Source organism: Vibrio sp. 1F263 (genome assembly GCF_041439035.1).
Classification (GTDB): Bacteria; Pseudomonadota; Gammaproteobacteria; order Enterobacterales; family Vibrionaceae; genus Vibrio; species Vibrio tasmaniensis_A.
Window position 1 is genome coordinate 1 of sequence record NZ_JBGONI010000056.1, and the last position, 14,388, is coordinate 14,388.

At 45.2% G+C, this 14,388-nt stretch carries 28 protein-coding genes; all 28 read right to left on the reverse strand.

Features of this window, described 5'->3' with window-relative positions; genetic code table 11:
- Positions 1 to 190: 190 nt before the first annotated feature.
- The 28 genes from rplQ to rpsJ all read right to left on the reverse strand — a co-directional run bounded on the left by rplQ (position 191) and on the right by rpsJ (position 13,842).
- Positions 191 to 571, reverse strand: coding sequence for a 50S ribosomal protein L17 (gene rplQ, locus ACED25_RS21475; protein WP_004729812.1), 381 nt, complete (start codon positions 569 to 571; stop codon positions 191 to 193).
- A 24-nt stretch (positions 572 to 595) separates the two neighbouring features.
- Positions 596 to 1,588 carry a DNA-directed RNA polymerase subunit alpha gene (rpoA, locus tag ACED25_RS21480; protein WP_004729813.1) on the reverse strand — a complete coding sequence of 331 codons (993 nt, stop codon included), beginning with the start codon at positions 1,586 to 1,588 and terminating at the stop codon, positions 596 to 598.
- 22 nt (positions 1,589 to 1,610) lie between these two features.
- A complete protein-coding gene (gene rpsD / locus ACED25_RS21485; RefSeq protein WP_004738777.1) occupies positions 1,611 to 2,231 on the reverse strand; it encodes a 30S ribosomal protein S4 in 621 nt (206 codons plus the stop codon).
- Positions 2,232 to 2,262: 31 nt separating this feature from the next.
- Entirely contained in the window at positions 2,263 to 2,652 is a 390-nt protein-coding gene (rpsK, locus tag ACED25_RS21490) for a 30S ribosomal protein S11 (protein WP_004738778.1), read from the reverse strand.
- A gap of 19 nt (positions 2,653 to 2,671) precedes the next feature.
- A complete protein-coding gene (gene rpsM, locus ACED25_RS21495; RefSeq protein ID WP_004738779.1) occupies positions 2,672 to 3,028 on the reverse strand; it encodes a 30S ribosomal protein S13 in 357 nt (118 codons plus the stop codon).
- 149 nt (positions 3,029 to 3,177) lie between these two features.
- The gene (gene rpmJ, locus ACED25_RS21500) at positions 3,178 to 3,291 is read right to left on the reverse strand and encodes a 50S ribosomal protein L36 (RefSeq protein ID WP_000868186.1); all 114 of its coding nucleotides are present in this window, start codon (positions 3,289 to 3,291) and stop codon (positions 3,178 to 3,180) included.
- A 41-nt stretch (positions 3,292 to 3,332) separates the two neighbouring features.
- On the reverse strand, positions 3,333 to 4,667 hold the full coding sequence (gene secY / locus ACED25_RS21505; protein ID WP_004736759.1) for a preprotein translocase subunit SecY: 1,335 nt from the start codon (positions 4,665 to 4,667) through the stop codon (positions 3,333 to 3,335).
- A gap of 20 nt (positions 4,668 to 4,687) precedes the next feature.
- Positions 4,688 to 5,122 carry a 50S ribosomal protein L15 gene (gene rplO / locus ACED25_RS21510; protein ID WP_004736758.1) on the reverse strand — a complete coding sequence of 145 codons (435 nt, stop codon included), beginning with the start codon at positions 5,120 to 5,122 and terminating at the stop codon, positions 4,688 to 4,690.
- A gap of 5 nt (positions 5,123 to 5,127) precedes the next feature.
- The gene (gene rpmD / locus ACED25_RS21515) at positions 5,128 to 5,304 is read right to left on the reverse strand and encodes a 50S ribosomal protein L30 (protein ID WP_004736756.1); all 177 of its coding nucleotides are present in this window, start codon (positions 5,302 to 5,304) and stop codon (positions 5,128 to 5,130) included.
- 7 nt (positions 5,305 to 5,311) lie between these two features.
- Positions 5,312 to 5,812 carry a 30S ribosomal protein S5 gene (rpsE, locus tag ACED25_RS21520; RefSeq protein WP_004736754.1) on the reverse strand — a complete coding sequence of 167 codons (501 nt, stop codon included), beginning with the start codon at positions 5,810 to 5,812 and terminating at the stop codon, positions 5,312 to 5,314.
- A 14-nt stretch (positions 5,813 to 5,826) separates the two neighbouring features.
- Entirely contained in the window at positions 5,827 to 6,180 is a 354-nt protein-coding gene (gene rplR, locus ACED25_RS21525; RefSeq protein WP_009847783.1) for a 50S ribosomal protein L18, read from the reverse strand.
- Positions 6,181 to 6,189: 9 nt separating this feature from the next.
- Positions 6,190 to 6,723, reverse strand: coding sequence for a 50S ribosomal protein L6 (gene rplF, locus ACED25_RS21530; protein WP_009847784.1), 534 nt, complete (start codon positions 6,721 to 6,723; stop codon positions 6,190 to 6,192).
- Positions 6,724 to 6,733: 10 nt separating this feature from the next.
- Positions 6,734 to 7,126, reverse strand: a complete 393-nt coding sequence (gene rpsH, locus ACED25_RS21535; RefSeq protein WP_009847785.1) for a 30S ribosomal protein S8 — start codon at positions 7,124 to 7,126, stop codon at positions 6,734 to 6,736.
- Between the two features lie 29 nt (positions 7,127 to 7,155).
- The gene (rpsN, locus tag ACED25_RS21540) at positions 7,156 to 7,461 is read right to left on the reverse strand and encodes a 30S ribosomal protein S14 (protein ID WP_004736747.1); all 306 of its coding nucleotides are present in this window, start codon (positions 7,459 to 7,461) and stop codon (positions 7,156 to 7,158) included.
- A gap of 16 nt (positions 7,462 to 7,477) precedes the next feature.
- Entirely contained in the window at positions 7,478 to 8,017 is a 540-nt protein-coding gene (rplE, locus tag ACED25_RS21545; RefSeq protein ID WP_004736744.1) for a 50S ribosomal protein L5, read from the reverse strand.
- A 24-nt stretch (positions 8,018 to 8,041) separates the two neighbouring features.
- Positions 8,042 to 8,359: a 50S ribosomal protein L24 gene (gene rplX / locus ACED25_RS21550; protein ID WP_004736742.1), complete on the reverse strand. Its 318-nt coding sequence runs from the start codon at positions 8,357 to 8,359 to the stop codon at positions 8,042 to 8,044.
- Between the two features lie 11 nt (positions 8,360 to 8,370).
- Positions 8,371 to 8,742 (reverse strand): 50S ribosomal protein L14, encoded by a 372-nt coding sequence (gene rplN / locus ACED25_RS21555; protein ID WP_004736740.1) that lies wholly within the window; start codon positions 8,740 to 8,742, stop codon positions 8,371 to 8,373.
- A 162-nt stretch (positions 8,743 to 8,904) separates the two neighbouring features.
- Positions 8,905 to 9,159, reverse strand: coding sequence for a 30S ribosomal protein S17 (gene rpsQ / locus ACED25_RS21560; RefSeq protein ID WP_004736739.1), 255 nt, complete (start codon positions 9,157 to 9,159; stop codon positions 8,905 to 8,907).
- Complete coding sequence (rpmC, locus tag ACED25_RS21565; RefSeq protein WP_004736737.1) at positions 9,159 to 9,350, reverse strand: 50S ribosomal protein L29; 192 nt, start codon at positions 9,348 to 9,350, stop codon at positions 9,159 to 9,161. The genes rpsQ and rpmC overlap by 1 nt, the downstream gene beginning before the upstream one ends.
- Positions 9,350 to 9,760: a 50S ribosomal protein L16 gene (rplP, locus tag ACED25_RS21570; protein ID WP_004736736.1), complete on the reverse strand. Its 411-nt coding sequence runs from the start codon at positions 9,758 to 9,760 to the stop codon at positions 9,350 to 9,352. Before rplP ends, rpmC begins: the two co-directional genes overlap by 1 nt.
- 11 nt (positions 9,761 to 9,771) lie before the next feature.
- The gene (gene rpsC, locus ACED25_RS21575; protein ID WP_004736734.1) at positions 9,772 to 10,470 is read right to left on the reverse strand and encodes a 30S ribosomal protein S3; all 699 of its coding nucleotides are present in this window, start codon (positions 10,468 to 10,470) and stop codon (positions 9,772 to 9,774) included.
- 18 nt (positions 10,471 to 10,488) lie between these two features.
- On the reverse strand, positions 10,489 to 10,821 hold the full coding sequence (gene rplV, locus ACED25_RS21580) for a 50S ribosomal protein L22 (RefSeq protein ID WP_004736732.1): 333 nt from the start codon (positions 10,819 to 10,821) through the stop codon (positions 10,489 to 10,491).
- Positions 10,822 to 10,831: 10 nt separating this feature from the next.
- Positions 10,832 to 11,110: a 30S ribosomal protein S19 gene (gene rpsS / locus ACED25_RS21585; RefSeq protein ID WP_004736729.1), complete on the reverse strand. Its 279-nt coding sequence runs from the start codon at positions 11,108 to 11,110 to the stop codon at positions 10,832 to 10,834.
- A 19-nt stretch (positions 11,111 to 11,129) separates the two neighbouring features.
- A complete protein-coding gene (rplB, locus tag ACED25_RS21590; protein ID WP_012604912.1) occupies positions 11,130 to 11,954 on the reverse strand; it encodes a 50S ribosomal protein L2 in 825 nt (274 codons plus the stop codon).
- 14 nt (positions 11,955 to 11,968) lie between these two features.
- Positions 11,969 to 12,271 carry a 50S ribosomal protein L23 gene (gene rplW / locus ACED25_RS21595; RefSeq protein ID WP_004736765.1) on the reverse strand — a complete coding sequence of 101 codons (303 nt, stop codon included), beginning with the start codon at positions 12,269 to 12,271 and terminating at the stop codon, positions 11,969 to 11,971.
- Positions 12,268 to 12,870, reverse strand: coding sequence for a 50S ribosomal protein L4 (gene rplD / locus ACED25_RS21600; RefSeq protein WP_004736764.1), 603 nt, complete (start codon positions 12,868 to 12,870; stop codon positions 12,268 to 12,270). The genes rplW and rplD overlap by 4 nt, the downstream gene beginning before the upstream one ends.
- 16 nt (positions 12,871 to 12,886) lie before the next feature.
- Positions 12,887 to 13,516: a 50S ribosomal protein L3 gene (gene rplC, locus ACED25_RS21605; RefSeq protein ID WP_004736763.1), complete on the reverse strand. Its 630-nt coding sequence runs from the start codon at positions 13,514 to 13,516 to the stop codon at positions 12,887 to 12,889.
- Between the two features lie 14 nt (positions 13,517 to 13,530).
- Positions 13,531 to 13,842 (reverse strand): 30S ribosomal protein S10, encoded by a 312-nt coding sequence (rpsJ, locus tag ACED25_RS21610; protein WP_004736761.1) that lies wholly within the window; start codon positions 13,840 to 13,842, stop codon positions 13,531 to 13,533.
- Positions 13,843 to 14,388: the final 546 nt, after the last annotated feature.

Consider the following 14,388-nt stretch of genomic DNA (forward strand, 5'->3'; position numbering starts at 1 on the left):
AGATACGAGATACGAGATACGAGATACGAGATACGAGATACGAGATACGAGATATTATTGAGAAATGGAGCAGAGAAGGTAAAGAAAAGTGCCAAATATCGTGGTGCAATTCTTATGTCGGTCTCCTAATTCTACAGATACAAAAAAGCCGAGCTAATGCTCGGCTTTTGTATTAAGAATCTAGTATAGATTACTCAGCAGCTTCTTCAGCAGCTGGGCGGTCTACAAGCTCAATGTAAGCCATTGGAGCTTTATCACCAGTACGGAAACCACATTTAAGAATGCGAGTGTAACCACCTTGGCGAGCCGCGAAACGCGGGCCTAGTTCATTAAATAGTTTTGCCACAACTTCGTTATCACGAGTGCGAGCAAATGCAAGACGACGGTTAGCAACACTGTCTGTCTTAGCTAGGGTAATCAATGGCTCAATTACGCGACGTAGTTCTTTTGCTTTAGGCACGGTAGTTTTAATAACTTCGTGACGAACAAGAGAGCTAGCCATGTTGCTGAACATCGCTTTGCGATGACTGCTGTTGCGGTTGAGTTGACGACCACTTTTACGATGGCGCATGACCTAATCCTTCTAACTTTTCGATTAATCTTCAGCGATTGACGCTGGTGGCCAGTTTTCTAGGCGCATGCCTAGAGAAAGACCACGTGAAGCAAGCACATCTTTAATCTCTGTAAGAGATTTCTTACCAAGGTTTGGCGTTTTAAGTAGCTCAACCTCAGTGCGCTGTACAAGATCACCGATGTAGTGAATCGCTTCTGCTTTCAAACAGTTAGCAGAGCGAACTGTTAGTTCAAGATCGTCTACAGGACGTAGTAGGATAGGATCGAATTCTGGCTTCTCTTCCTTCTCCTCAGGTACACGTACATCACGAAGATCTACGAACGCATCCAGTTGTTCAGCTAAAATAGTAGCTGCACGACGGATTGCTTCCTCAGGTTCTAGAGTACCGTTCGTTTCCATATCGATAACAAGCTTGTCTAAGTCAGTACGTTGTTCTACACGTGCCGCTTCAACAGCATAGGCGATTTTATCGACCGGGCTGTAAGTAGCGTCAACAAGTAGACGACCGATTGGACGCTCATCTTCTTCAGTATGGATACGAGCTGAAGCTGGAACGTAACCACGACCACGTTCTACTTTGATACGCATAGCGATCTCAGCGTTGTCATCCGTTAGGTGACAAATTACGTGCTCAGGGTTAGCGATCTCTACATCACCATCGTGGGTGATGTCACCTGCAACAACAGGGCCTGAGCCTGATTTGTTCAGTGTAATAAACACTTCATCTTTGCCTTCAGCAACGCGTACAGCTAAACCTTTAAGGTTTAGAAGGATTTCCAGGATATCTTCCTGAACGCCTTCTTTAGTGCTGTATTCGTGTAGCACACCTTCGATTTCAACTTCTGTTACGGCACAACCCGGCATAGAAGATAGAAGAATGCGGCGAAGAGCATTACCTAGAGTATGGCCGAAACCGCGCTCTAATGGCTCAAGAGTTACTTTCGCGTGTGTCGTATTGATCTGTTCAATGTCAACAAGACGCGGCTTAAGAAATTCTGTTACAGAACCCTGCATTGTGTCCTCTCTTTTTTTAACCTTACTTAGAGTAAAGTTCGACGATCAAGTGTTCATTGATGTCAGCTGATAGGTCAGAACGCTCAGGCATACGCTTGAATGTACCTTCCATTTTGCCAGCATCTACTTCAATCCAAGTTGGCTTTTCACGTTGTTCAGCAACTTCTAGAGCCGCTTTAATACGAGATTGCTGTTTAGCTTTCTCGCGGATAGAAACAACGTCGTTTGCCGCTACTTTGAAAGAAGGAACGTTTACAACTTTACCGTTAACTAGAATAGACTTGTGGCTAACTAGTTGACGAGATTCAGCACGAGTAGCGCCAAAGCCCATACGGTAAACTACGTTATCAAGACGACCTTCAAGAAGCTGAAGCAGGTTTGCACCTGTGTTGCCTTTAAGACGTGCAGCTTCTTTGTAGTAGTTGCGGAATTGTTTTTCTAGAACGCCGTAAATACGACGAACTTTTTGCTTCTCACGAAGCTGAACGCCATACTCAGATAGACGACCGCGACGAGCGCCGTGTACACCTGGTGCGTTATCAATTTTACACTTGGTATCGATCGCACGGACACCAGACTTAAGGAATAAGTCAGTACCTTCGCGACGGCTAAGCTTCAGCTTAGGACCCAAATATCTTGCCATGATCTTTCTCCAATATTCCTAGAAACGAAACTTAAACGCGACGTTTCTTAGGTGGACGACAACCGTTATGAGGGATTGGTGTCGCATCAACAATGTTAGTGATACGGAAACCAGCAGCGTTCAGTGCACGAACAGTAGATTCGCGACCTGGACCTGGACCCTTAACCATAACTTCCAAGTTCTTTAGGCCATATTCTTTAGCCATTTCACCACAACGCTCAGCTGCAACTTGTGCTGCGAACGGAGTAGATTTACGAGAACCACGGAAACCTGAACCACCTGCTGTAGCCCATGCAAGAGCGTTGCCTTGACGGTCAGTGATAGTTACGATTGTGTTGTTGAAAGAAGCATGAATGTGCGCTACGCCATCAGCTACTTGCTTGCGTACGCGCTTACGCGCGCGAGTTGGTTGTTTTGCCATTGTACTCTACCTTATCCGACTATTTCTTGATCGGCTTGCGCGGACCCTTACGGGTGCGAGCGTTGGTTTTAGTACGCTGTCCACGTAGTGGTAGACTGCGACGATGACGAAGACCGCGGTAACAGCCAAGGTCCATAAGACGCTTGATGTTCATCGATACTTCACGACGTAGATCACCTTCTACAGTGTATTTAGCTACACCATCACGCAGTTGATCGATCTGCTCTTCAGTTAGTTCACTGATCTTAGCATCTTCAGCAATACCCACTTCAGCTAGAATAGCTTGAGAGCGAGTTTTGCCAATACCGTAGATTGCAGTAAGTGCAATTACAGAATGCTTATGATCAGGAATGTTAATGCCGGCTATACGGGCCATTATTCACTCCTAAGGGGGTTCATAAAAGAATTATCCGCAGCAAAGCCCGTTATGGATACGCTGCGGCATACTACTTCTTTTGCACGCAAAAGGTAGGCCGAGGAATATACTCGACTCTACCTAGTATTTCAAGTAAAAATTTCTGCTGATTAGCCTTGGCGTTGCTTATGCTTTGGCTCACTGCAAATCACGCGAACGACACCGTTACGCTTGATAACTTTACAGTTACGGCAGATTTTTTTAACGGAAGCACGAACTTTCATTGCTAAACTCCGTAAATGGAATCGAAATAATTACTACCGAATTAACGGCCGTAACCTTTCAGATTCGCTTTCTTTAACACAGAATCATACTGTTGTGACATCAGATGAGTCTGTACCTGTGCCATGAAATCCATGATAACTACCACTACGATTAGTAGTGATGTGCCGCCGAAGTAGAAACGAACGTTCCACGCGACCATCATGAACTCAGGAATCAGACATATAAAAGTAATGTATAGAGCGCCCGCTAGGGTTAGTCTAGTCATCACTTTATCGATATATTTCGCTGTCTGCTCACCTGGGCGGATACCGGGTACGAATGCACCAGACTTCTTCAAATTATCAGCTGTTTCACGCGGGTTAAACACCAACGCTGTATAGAAGAAACAGAAGAAGATTATAGCTGCTGCATAAAGCATTACATACAAAGGTTGACCTGGGCTAAGAGCTAATGACACGTCAGTTAACCAACCGAACGCGCTGCTTTCACCATTTTGACCAAACCATTGTGCTAATGTTCCTGGGAACAAAATAATACTTGATGCAAAAATCGCTGGAATAACACCTGCCATATTAATCTTAAGAGGCAAGTGAGAGCTTTGAGCTGCAAAAACTTTACGACCTTGTTGACGCTTCGCATAGTTAACGACGATACGACGTTGACCACGTTCCATGAAAACTACGAAGTAAATTACAGCAAAAGACAATACCGCGATAAACAACAGAAGAAGCACATGCAATTCACCTTGACGCGCTTGCTCGATTGTTTGACCGATTGCAGAAGGCAATCCAGCAACAATACCTGCAAAAATCAGAATGGAAATACCATTACCGATTCCTCGCTCAGTGATTTGTTCACCTAACCACATCAAAAACATGGTACCAGTTACTAAACTCACGGTAGCAATAAGCGTAAACATGGTTTGGTTGATAACAACCAGATTGTCGACCATGTTTGGTAAGCCTGTTGCGATACCAATAGCTTGGAATGTTGCAAGTACAAGCGTGCCGTAGCGTGTATATTGGCTTATCTTACGACGGCCTGCTTCACCCTCTTTTTTGAGTTCCGCTAACGCTGGATGAACTACAGTTAGCAATTGGACTACGATCGATGCCGAAATGTACGGCATGATACCCAATGCTAATATAGATGCACGCTCAAGAGCACCACCGGAGAACATGTTAAACATTTCTACGATGGTACCTTTTTGCTGATCGAACAAATCGGCAAGTACAGCTGCGTCAATACCAGGGATCGGCACAAAAGAGCCGGCTCGGAATACTAAAAGTGCACCAATTACGAATAATAAGCGCGACTTTAGTTCACTTAAGCCGCTCTGAGCACTACGAAAATCTTTTCCTGGTTTCTTAGCCATCTGTACCTCGTTCCTCGAGATTATTCCTCGATTTTACCGCCTGCAGCTTCGATTGCAGCTTTAGCGCCTTTAGTCACGCGTAGACCTTTAACAGTCACAGCTTTGCTTAGGTCACCAGAAAGAACGATCTTAACAAACTCGATGTTCTTAGTGATAACGTTAGCAGCTTTAAGGCTGTTAAGATCAACTACGTCACCTGTTACTTTCGCTAGCTCAGCTAGACGAACTTCAGCAGACACTAGGCTCTTACGAGAAGTGAAACCGAATTTAGGTAGACGTTGTTTTAGAGGCATTTGACCGCCTTCAAAACCTGGACGAACAGAGCCGCCAGAACGTGACTTTTGACCTTTGTGACCGCGGCCACCTGTTTTACCAAGGCCAGAACCGATACCACGACCTACACGCTTCTTAGAAGGTTTAGAGCCAGCAGCCGGTGATAGAGTATTCAAACGCATTCTGATTACTCCTCAATCTTAACCATGTAGTAAACCTTGTTGATCATACCGCGTACGCACGGAGTATCTTCAAGTTCTACTGTATGGTTGATGCGACGAAGACCTAGACCTTTAAGACACGCTTTGTGCTTAGGTAGGCGACCAATTGAGCTTTTAGTTTGAGTTACTTTAATAGTTGCCATCGTGTGCTTACTCCGAAATAGATTCAACAGTTAGACCACGTTTAGCAGCAACCATTTCTGGTGACTTAACGTCTACTAGAGCACCAATCGTTGCGCGAACAACGTTGATTGGGTTCGTTGAACCGTATGCTTTAGAAAGAACGTTATGTACGCCTGCAACTTCAAGTACGGCACGCATTGCACCACCGGCAATAACACCTGTACCTTCAGCAGCTGGCTGCATGTAAACTTTAGAGCCCGAATGACGACCTTTCACCGGGTGGTGAAGAGTGCCTTCGTTAAGCGCAACAGTAACCATGTTACGACGCGCTTTTTCCATTGCTTTTTGAATCGCTGCAGGTACTTCACGAGCTTTGCCGTAACCGAAACCTACGCGACCATTACCGTCACCAACTACTGTTAGTGCAGTGAAGCTCATGATTCGACCACCTTTAACCGTCTTAGATACACGGTTAACAGCGATCAGCTTTTCTTGCAAATCATTAGCTTGTTGTTGTTCTTTAGCCATCTTCCAACCCTACCTTAGAATTTCAGACCAGCTTCGCGAGCAGATTCTGCTAGCGCCGCTACTCGACCGTGGTATTGGAAACCAGAACGGTCAAATGCAACTGAAGCTACGCCTTTTTCAAGAGCGCGCTCAGCAACAGCTTTACCAACTGCTTTAGCTGCATCGACGTTACCAGTGTTCTTAACTTGCTCACGGATCGCTTTTTCTACAGTAGAAGCAGCTGCGATAACCTCAGAGCCGTTTGCCGAGATAACTTGAGCGTAAACATGGCGAGGAGTACGATGTACTACCAGGCGAGTTGCACCAAGTTCTGCAATCTTACGACGTGCACGTGTAGCACGACGGATGCGAGATGCTTTCTTATCCATAGTGATACCTTACTTCTTCTTAGCTTCTTTAGTACGCACATTTTCATCTGCGTAACGAACACCTTTGCCTTTGTAAGGCTCAGGAGCACGGTAAGAACGAATGTCAGCCGCAACTTGACCTACTACTTGCTTATCGCAACCAGTAATAACGATCTCAGTTTGGCTAGGGCACTCAGCTTTAATACCTTCAGGTAGAGCGTGCTCTACTGGGTGAGAAAAACCAAGAGTTAGACCTACAGCGTTGCCTTTCATAGCAGCACGGTAACCAACACCCTTAAGAGTTAGCTTCTTAGTGAAGCCCTCAGTAACACCCACAACCATGTTATTAACTAGAGCGCGAGCTGTACCAGCTTGTGCCCATGCGTTAGTAACACCTTCTTTCGGACCGAAAGTTAGGTTGTTTTCTTCCTGTGCAATAACTACGGCGCTGTTAAGAACGCGAGTAAGCTCACCTTTGCTACCTTTTACAGTAACTTCTTGGCCGTTTAGTTTCACCTCTACGCCAGCTGGAATAGCGACAGGTGCTTTAGCAACACGAGACATAATCTACTCCTTAAGCTACGTAACAGATGATTTCACCGCCAAGACCTGCTTTACGAGCAGCACGGTCAGACATCAGACCCTTGGAAGTAGAAACAACTGCAATACCAAGACCACCCATCACTGTAGGTAAAGAGTCTTTATTTTTATAAACTCTTAGACCAGGACGTGATACGCGCTTGATTTGCTCGATTACAGGTTTAGCTTGGAAGTACTTAAGAGTAACTTCTAGCTCAGGTTTTGCTTCGCTGTCAACAGCGAAGTCTACGATGTAACCTTCAGCTTTAAGTAATGCAGCAATTGCAACTTTAAGCTTTGAAGAAGGCATTTTTACAGCAACTTTATTTGCTGCCTGACCGTTACGAACGCGGGTCAGCATATCCGAAATCGGATCTTGCATGCTCATAAGATTTACTCCAAATGATTAAGTGGCAATTACCAGCTAGCCTTACGAAGACCCGGAATCTCGCCTTTCATGCAAGCTTCGCGAACCTTAATACGGCTTAGACCGAATTTACGTAGGTAACCGTGTGGACGACCAGTTTGGTTGCAACGGTTGCGCTGACGTGATGCACTTGAATCACGTGGAAGAGATTGCAGTTTAAGAACCGCATTCCAACGATCTTCTTCAGATGCGTTTACATCGCTAATGATAACTTTTAGCGCAGAACGCTTTTCAGCGAACTTAACTACTAGTTTTGCACGTTTAGCTTCACGTGCTTTCATTGATTGTTTAGCCATAACAGTAACCCTACCCTTACTTACGGAATGGGAAGTTAAAGGCAGCCAGCAGAGCTCGGCCTTCCTCATCGGATCCCGCAGATGTCGTGATAGTAATATCAAGACCGCGGACACGATCGACTTTATCGTAGTCGATTTCCGGAAAGATGATTTGCTCGCGAACGCCCATGCTGTAGTTACCGCGTCCGTCAAAAGACTTAGCGCTAACACCACGGAAATCACGTACACGTGGAAGTGCGATAGAGATTAAACGCTCTAAAAATTCCCACATGCGCTCACCACGCAAGGTTACTTTACAACCAATTGGGTAGCCTTCACGAATTTTGAAACCAGCTACAGATTTACGCGCTTTCGTGATAAGAGGCTTTTGACCAGAGATCGTTGCCATATCAGATGCTGCGTTTTCTAGCAGTTTCTTATCGTTGATTGCTTCACCAACGCCCATGTTTAGGGTGATTTTCTCAATCCTAGGGACTTGCATGACGCTTGTGTAGCTGAACTCTTTGGTAAGCTCAGCGACTACAGACGACTTGTAGTAATCATGCAGTTTCGCCATAGTAGAACTCCAAATTACTTCTAATTAGTTAGAAACAGTTTCGCCGTTAGATTTGAAGAAACGAACTTTCTTGCCGTCTTCGATACGGAAACCGATACGGTCTGCTTTACCAGTAGCCGCGTTAAAGACTGCAACGTTAGAAGCATCAATAGCTGCTTCTTGTTCAACGATGCCACCTTGTTGACCTAGAGCCGGAACCGGCTTTTGGTGTTTTTTAACAAGATTAATGCCTTCAACAACAACTTTACCAGTTGTCAGAACCTTAGTTACTTTACCTTTCTTGCCTTTATCTTTACCAGCAAGAATGATTACTTCGTCATTACGACGGATTTTAGCTGCCATGTTGCCGCTCCTTACAGAACTTCAGGTGCAAGTGATACAATCTTCATGAATTTCGCGTTACGAAGTTCACGAGTCACAGGACCAAAGATACGTGTGCCGACTGGTTGCTCAGTAGTGTCATTTAACAATACACAAGCATTACTGTCGAAGCGAATGACAGAACCGTCTGGGCGACGAACGCCTTTACGGGTGCGCACTACTACCGCCTTCAGAACATCACCTTTCTTTACTTTACCGCGAGGAATCGCTTCCTTCACTGTAACCTTGATGACGTCACCGATATGTGCATAACGGCGGTGAGAGCCACCCAGAACCTTAATACACATTACCTTGCGCGCGCCAGAGTTATCTGCTGCGTCAAGTGTACTTTGCATCTGGATCATTGTTAGTGCTCCGCTAAATATTAAAACTAGACCCTCTCGGGTCGGGCTGCCTCTTTAAAAGGGACGCGAATTGTACCACCCTTTTTTTAAATTGGGTAGACAAAAAACAAGCGGCTCCAAAAAATTATTTGGAGCCGCTTATAAGTTATAGAATTACAAAGATTAAATCTTCGCTTTTTCTAGAACTTTAACCAATGTCCAAGACTTAGTCTTAGACAGAGGACGACACTCAGCGATTTCAACTTTGTCGCCTAGGCCACAAGTGTTGTCTTCGTCGTGTGCGTGTACTTTAGTCGTGCGTTTGATGAACTTACCGTAAATCGGGTGTTTTACAGTACGCTCAATAGCAACAACGATAGACTTGTCCATCTTGTCACTTACTACACGGCCTTGCTGGATGCGGTTAGTTTCGCTCATTATGCGCCTGCCTTTTCAGTCAAAACAGTTTTCACACGTGCGATGTCACGGCGTACAGCTTTTAGAGTATGAGTTTGCTGTAGTTGACCAGTTGCAGCTTGCATGCGCAAGTTGAACTGTTCACGTAGCAAATTCAATAGCTCAGCGTTAAGCTCTTCAACGTTCTTTTCGCGTAGATCTTGTGCTTTCATCACATCACCTGCTTAGTTACAAAAGTAGTTTTAACAGGCAGTTTACGTGCCGCTAGGCGGAACGCTTCACGTGCCAACTCTTCAGGTACGCCATTCATCTCGTACATAACTTTGCCTGGTTGGATTTGAGCAACCCAGTACGCAACTGAACCTTTACCTTTACCTTGACGAACTTCAAGAGGCTTTTCAGTAATCGGTTTGTCTGGGAAAACACGGATCCAGATTTGACCTTGACGCTTAATGTGACGTGTCATAGCACGACGTGCCGCTTCGATTTGACGTGCAGTCAGACGACCACGGCCAACAGCTTTAAGACCGAATTCGCCGAAGCTTACTTCAGTACCTTTAGCTAGACCACGGTTACGACCAGTCATAACCTTGCGGAACTTAGTACGTTTTGGTTGTAGCATCGTTCGACTCCTTACTTACGGCCTTTACGCTGCTTCTTAGGCTTATCGCCTTTTGGCTCTACTGCGTTAGCAGCTGGCATACCGCCTAGAATCTCACCTTTGAAGATCCAAACTTTAATGCCGATCACACCGTATTGGGTGTGAGCCGAAGAAGTTGCGTAATCAATGTCTGCACGTAGAGTGTGTAGAGGCACACGGCCTTCACGGTACCACTCTGAACGTGCGATTTCAGCACCGCCAAGACGGCCGCCTACTTGTACTTTGATGCCTTTAGCGCCTAGACGCATAGCATTTTGTACCGCACGCTTCATTGCACGACGGAACATAACACGACGCTCTAGTTGAGACGCGATGCTATCAGCTACAAGCTGACCATCTAGCTCAGGCTTACGTACTTCAGCGATGTTAATTTGCGCTGGTACACCTGCGATTTTAGCTACAGCTGCGCGTAGCTTCTCTACGTCTTCACCTTTCTTACCGATAACAACGCCAGGACGAGCTGTGTGAATAGTCACACGGATGCTCTTCGCTGGACGCTCGATAACGATACGAGATAATGATGCTTTTTGTAGTTCCTTGGTAAGGAACTGACGTACCTTGAAGTCGCCGTCTAGGTTGTCAGCGAATTCGTTGGTATTAGCAAACCATGTAGCATTCCAAGGCTTAACGATGCCAAGACGAATACCATTAGGATGTACTTTCTGACCCATTGCTTACTCTCCTAGTCTTTAGCGATCTGCTACAACAATAGTGATGTGGCTTGAACGCTTCAAGATACGATCCGCACGACCTTTAGCACGAGGCATAATACGCTTCATGATAGGGCCCTCATCTACGAAGATTTTAGCGACATTTAGATCGTCGATATCTGCACCTTCGTTATGTTCCGCGTTAGCGATAGCTGACTCAAGAACTTTCTTAACTAGTACAGCAGCTTTTTTGTTGCTGAAAGTTAGAATTTCTAGAGCCTGGTCTACCGACTTACCGCGAATTTGGTCTGCAACTAAGCGAGCTTTCTGTGGAGAAATACGAGCAAAGTTATGTTTAGCTAAAGCTTCCATCATCTACTCCTTATTTCTTCTTAGCTTTCTTATCTGCAGCATGACCGCGATAAGTACGAGTTGGTGCAAATTCGCCCAGTTTGTGACCGATCATTTCTTCGGTAACGAAAACTGGAACGTGCTGACGACCATTATGGACAGCGATGGTCAAACCAATCATTGTTGGGATGATCATTGAGCGACGGGACCAAGTCTTAATAGGCTTTTTGTCTCCGCTTTCCACCGCTTTCTCTACCTTCTTCAGCAAGTGTAGGTCAATAAAAGGACCTTTCTTGAGAGAACGTGGCATGGCGATTCCTCTTTATAAATTATTTAGTGCGACGACGTACGATGTACTTGTCAGTGCGCTTGTTCTTACGAGTCTTGAAGCCCTTAGTAGGAACGCCCCAAGGAGAAACTGGGTGACGACCACCAGATGTGCGGCCTTCACCACCACCATGTGGGTGATCCACCGGGTTCATTACTACACCACGTACGGTTGGACGTACGCCGCGCCAGCGTGAAGCACCAGCTTTACCAAGTTCACGTAGCATATGCTCAGAGTTACCAACTTCACCGATCGTTGCACGACCTTCAGAAAGAACTTTGCGCATTTCACCAGAACGTAGACGGATAGTTACGTATGCACCATCGCGAGCGATGATTTGAGCATAAGCACCAGCCGAACGAGCTAGTTGAGCACCTTTACCAGGCTTAAGTTCAACACAGTGTACAGTAGAACCTACTGGGATGTTGCGCATCGGCAGAGTGTTACCTGCTTTGATTGCAGCATCTACGCCAGATTGAATCTGGTCGCCTGCGTTAACACCTTTAGGTGCAATGATGTAACGACGCTCACCGTCTGCGTACAGAACTAGAGCGATGTTAGCACTACGGTTTGGATCGTATTCTAGACGCTCAACTTTCGCTGGGATGCCATCTTTAGTACGTTTGAAGTCAACCAGACGGTAATGGTGTTTATGACCACCACCGATGTGACGTACTGTAATACGACCGTTGTTGTTACGACCACCGTTCTTAGAGTTTTTCTCTAGAAGTGGTGCGTATGGCTTACCCTTGTGCAGGTCAGCGTTAACAACTTTAACGACGTGACGACGACCAGGGGAAGTCGGCTTACATTTAACAATAGCCATTTTTACTACTCCTGTTATTCCGCGCCGCCAACGAAGTCAAGATCTTGACCTTCTTTCAAAGTAACGTAGGCTTTCTTAACGTCTGAACGACGGCCTTCACGCATACCTTGACGTTTGGTCTTACCCTTTAATACAAGAGTATTTACAGACTTAACTTCAACTTCAAATAGCTTTTCTACAGCTGCTTTGATCTCTTTCTTAGTTGCATCTTTAGCTACTTTGAAAACGATAGTGTTCGCTTTCTCAGCTGCCATAGTTGCTTTTTCAGAGATGTGCGGAGCACGTAGAACTTTTAAGATACGCTCTTCAGTGATCATGCTAGCATCTCCTCAACTTGCTTAACTGCATCAGCAGTCATCAGAACCTTGTCGAAAGCGATTAGTGATACTGGATCAACACCAGCAACATCACGTGCATCTACTTTGTATAGGTTACGAGCAGCTAAGAATAGATTTTCATCTACTTCGCCAGTCACAATCAGAACGTCATTTAGCTCAAGCTCTTTAAGCTTAGCTACAAGTTCTTTTGTTTTTGGTGCTTCTACAGAGAAGTTATCAACAACGATTAGACGCTCTTGACGAATCAACTCAGAAAGAATGCTTTTCATAGCACCGCGGTACATTTTCTTGTTAACTTTTTGGCTGTGATCTTGTGGTTTCGCAGCAAAAGTAACACCACCTGTACGCCAGATTGGGCTACGAATTGTACCAGCACGTGCACGGCCAGTACCTTTTTGGCGCCATGGCTTAGCACCGCCGCCTGATACTTCAGAACGAGTCTTTTGAGCACGAGTACCTTGACGAGCACCTGCTGCATACGCAACAACTACTTGGTGTACTAGAGCTTCGTTAAAGTCACGTCCGAAAGTAGTCTCGGAAACAGTTAGTGCATCAGCACCTTTAACCATCAATTCCATTACTTACTCCTAGACGTTATGCTTTAACAGCAGGTTTTACGATCACGTTACCGCCTGTTGAGCCTGGTACTGCACCTTTAATAAGGAGTAGATTGCGCTCAGCGTCAACACGTACGATCTCTAGGTTTTGAGTCGTTACACGCTCAGCACCCATGTGACCTGCCATTTTCTTGCCTTTAAACACGCGGCCTGGAGTTTGACATTGGCCAATTGAACCCGGTGCGCGGTGAGACAAAGAGTTACCGTGAGTCATATCTTGAGTAGAGAAGTTCCAACGCTTGATAGCGCCTTGGAAGCCTTTACCTTTAGATGTACCAGTAACGTCTACTTTTTTAATTTCGTTGAAAAGTTCTACGTTTAGCTCAGCGCCAACTTCAAACTCTTCGCCGTTTTCTAAACGGAATTCCCAAAGACCGCGACCTGCTTCAACACCCGCTTTCGCGAAGTGACCAGCTTCAGGTTTAGTTACACGGTTAGCTTTCTTAGCACCAGTAGTTACTTGGATTGCTGCGTAGCCGTCTGTCTCAAGAGTTTTAACTTGAGAAATACGGTTCGCTTCAACCTCAACAACAGTTACTGGGATAGAAACGCCTTCTTCAGTAAATACGCGGGTCATACCCACTTTACGTCCGACTAGACCAATCATTATTCTTATCTCCCTTAACCTAGGCTGATTTGAACATCAACGCCAGCTGCAAGATCAAGACGCATTAGAGCATCAACAGTTTTATCTGTTGGCTCAACGATGTCGATCAAACGCTTGTGAGTACGAATTTCGTACTGATCACGTGCATCTTTGTTGACGTGTGGAGAGGTAAGAACAGTGAAACGCTCTTTACGAGTAGGAAGTGGAATAGGACCACGAACCTGTGCGCCAGTACGTTTTGCTGTTTCAACGATTTCCGCAGTTGAAGCATCGATTAGCTTGTAATCAAACGCTTTAAGGCGGATACGAATACGTTGGTTCTGCATGAGACAGAGCTCCAATTATTAAAAATTACACAAACAATATCGCCACTCAAGCTCGAAAGAACGAGAGAATGCCGATTGATTTATGTGAAACCGTAGCATCCAAGATTAGGACGCATTGTCAGTTAACTTTTGAAGTAAACACAAGGTTTACTATTTTTATTAACCGCGAACATAAGCTGAGTATACATTACTAGGTAAGACCTACTCCTCAGTGCTCATTGGTTCACAAACCGGCGTTAGCCAGTGCGATGCATTATACAGATCACGTTTTAGTATGCAAGTGGTGTTGGAAAAATAATCGGAATATATTTGTGCAGAGCATTCGAAGAAAAGTTGTGTAACAAAAGTAGAACGACAAGGAACGGGGATTATACTAAGGGAAAGCAAAAAAAGTGGTGGAAAGTGGAAAAATAAAAGGGAAGCCGAAGCTTCCCTTTTCTTATGCAGTTCTTCTAATGAAGAGTGTGCAAAAATCTAAATGCTATTAAGCGAAGATTTTAGCTACAACACCAGCACCAACTGTACGGCCACCTTCGCGGATTGCGA

Excerpts from the sequence above, each read along its gene's own strand:
- rplQ (WP_004729812.1), bottom strand. The coding sequence starts at position 571 with ATGCGCCATCGTAAAAGTGGTCGTCAACTCAACCGCAACAGCAGTCAT.
- rpoA (WP_004729813.1), bottom strand. The coding sequence starts at position 1,588 with ATGCAGGGTTCTGTAACAGAATTTCTTAAGCCGCGTCTTGTTGACATT.
- rpsD (WP_004738777.1), bottom strand. The coding sequence starts at position 2,231 with ATGGCAAGATATTTGGGTCCTAAGCTGAAGCTTAGCCGTCGCGAAGGT.
- rpsK (WP_004738778.1), bottom strand. The coding sequence starts at position 2,652 with ATGGCAAAACAACCAACTCGCGCGCGTAAGCGCGTACGCAAGCAAGTA.
- rpsM (WP_004738779.1), bottom strand. The coding sequence starts at position 3,028 with ATGGCCCGTATAGCCGGCATTAACATTCCTGATCATAAGCATTCTGTA.
- rpmJ (WP_000868186.1), bottom strand. The coding sequence starts at position 3,291 with ATGAAAGTTCGTGCTTCCGTTAAAAAAATCTGCCGTAACTGTAAAGTT.
- secY (WP_004736759.1), bottom strand. The coding sequence starts at position 4,667 with ATGGCTAAGAAACCAGGAAAAGATTTTCGTAGTGCTCAGAGCGGCTTA.
- rplO (WP_004736758.1), bottom strand. The coding sequence starts at position 5,122 with ATGCGTTTGAATACTCTATCACCGGCTGCTGGCTCTAAACCTTCTAAG.
- rpmD (WP_004736756.1), bottom strand. The coding sequence starts at position 5,304 with ATGGCAACTATTAAAGTAACTCAAACTAAAAGCTCAATTGGTCGCCTA.
- rpsE (WP_004736754.1), bottom strand. The coding sequence starts at position 5,812 with ATGGCTAAAGAACAACAACAAGCTAATGATTTGCAAGAAAAGCTGATC.
- rplR (WP_009847783.1), bottom strand. The coding sequence starts at position 6,180 with ATGGATAAGAAAGCATCTCGCATCCGTCGTGCTACACGTGCACGTCGT.
- rplF (WP_009847784.1), bottom strand. The coding sequence starts at position 6,723 with ATGTCTCGTGTTGCTAAAGCACCTGTCGCTATTCCAGCTGGCGTAGAG.
- rpsH (WP_009847785.1), bottom strand. The coding sequence starts at position 7,126 with ATGAGCATGCAAGATCCGATTTCGGATATGCTGACCCGCGTTCGTAAC.
- rpsN (WP_004736747.1), bottom strand. The coding sequence starts at position 7,461 with ATGGCTAAACAATCAATGAAAGCACGTGAAGCTAAACGTGCAAAACTA.
- rplE (WP_004736744.1), bottom strand. The coding sequence starts at position 8,017 with ATGGCGAAACTGCATGATTACTACAAGTCGTCTGTAGTCGCTGAGCTT.
- rplX (WP_004736742.1), bottom strand. The coding sequence starts at position 8,359 with ATGGCAGCTAAAATCCGTCGTAATGACGAAGTAATCATTCTTGCTGGT.
- rplN (WP_004736740.1), bottom strand. The coding sequence starts at position 8,742 with ATGATCCAGATGCAAAGTACACTTGACGCAGCAGATAACTCTGGCGCG.
- rpsQ (WP_004736739.1), bottom strand. The coding sequence starts at position 9,159 with ATGAGCGAAACTAACCGCATCCAGCAAGGCCGTGTAGTAAGTGACAAG.
- rpmC (WP_004736737.1), bottom strand. The coding sequence starts at position 9,350 with ATGAAAGCACAAGATCTACGCGAAAAGAACGTTGAAGAGCTTAACGCT.
- rplP (WP_004736736.1), bottom strand. The coding sequence starts at position 9,760 with ATGCTACAACCAAAACGTACTAAGTTCCGCAAGGTTATGACTGGTCGT.
- rpsC (WP_004736734.1), bottom strand. The coding sequence starts at position 10,470 with ATGGGTCAGAAAGTACATCCTAATGGTATTCGTCTTGGCATCGTTAAG.
- rplV (WP_004736732.1), bottom strand. The coding sequence starts at position 10,821 with ATGGAAGCTTTAGCTAAACATAACTTTGCTCGTATTTCTCCACAGAAA.
- rpsS (WP_004736729.1), bottom strand. The coding sequence starts at position 11,110 with ATGCCACGTTCTCTCAAGAAAGGTCCTTTTATTGACCTACACTTGCTG.
- rplB (WP_012604912.1), bottom strand. The coding sequence starts at position 11,954 with ATGGCTATTGTTAAATGTAAGCCGACTTCCCCTGGTCGTCGTCACGTC.
- rplW (WP_004736765.1), bottom strand. The coding sequence starts at position 12,271 with ATGATCACTGAAGAGCGTATCTTAAAAGTTCTACGTGCTCCGCACATC.
- rplD (WP_004736764.1), bottom strand. The coding sequence starts at position 12,870 with ATGGAATTGATGGTTAAAGGTGCTGATGCACTAACTGTTTCCGAGACT.
- rplC (WP_004736763.1), bottom strand. The coding sequence starts at position 13,516 with ATGATTGGTCTAGTCGGACGTAAAGTGGGTATGACCCGCGTATTTACT.
- rpsJ (WP_004736761.1), bottom strand. The coding sequence starts at position 13,842 with ATGCAGAACCAACGTATTCGTATCCGCCTTAAAGCGTTTGATTACAAG.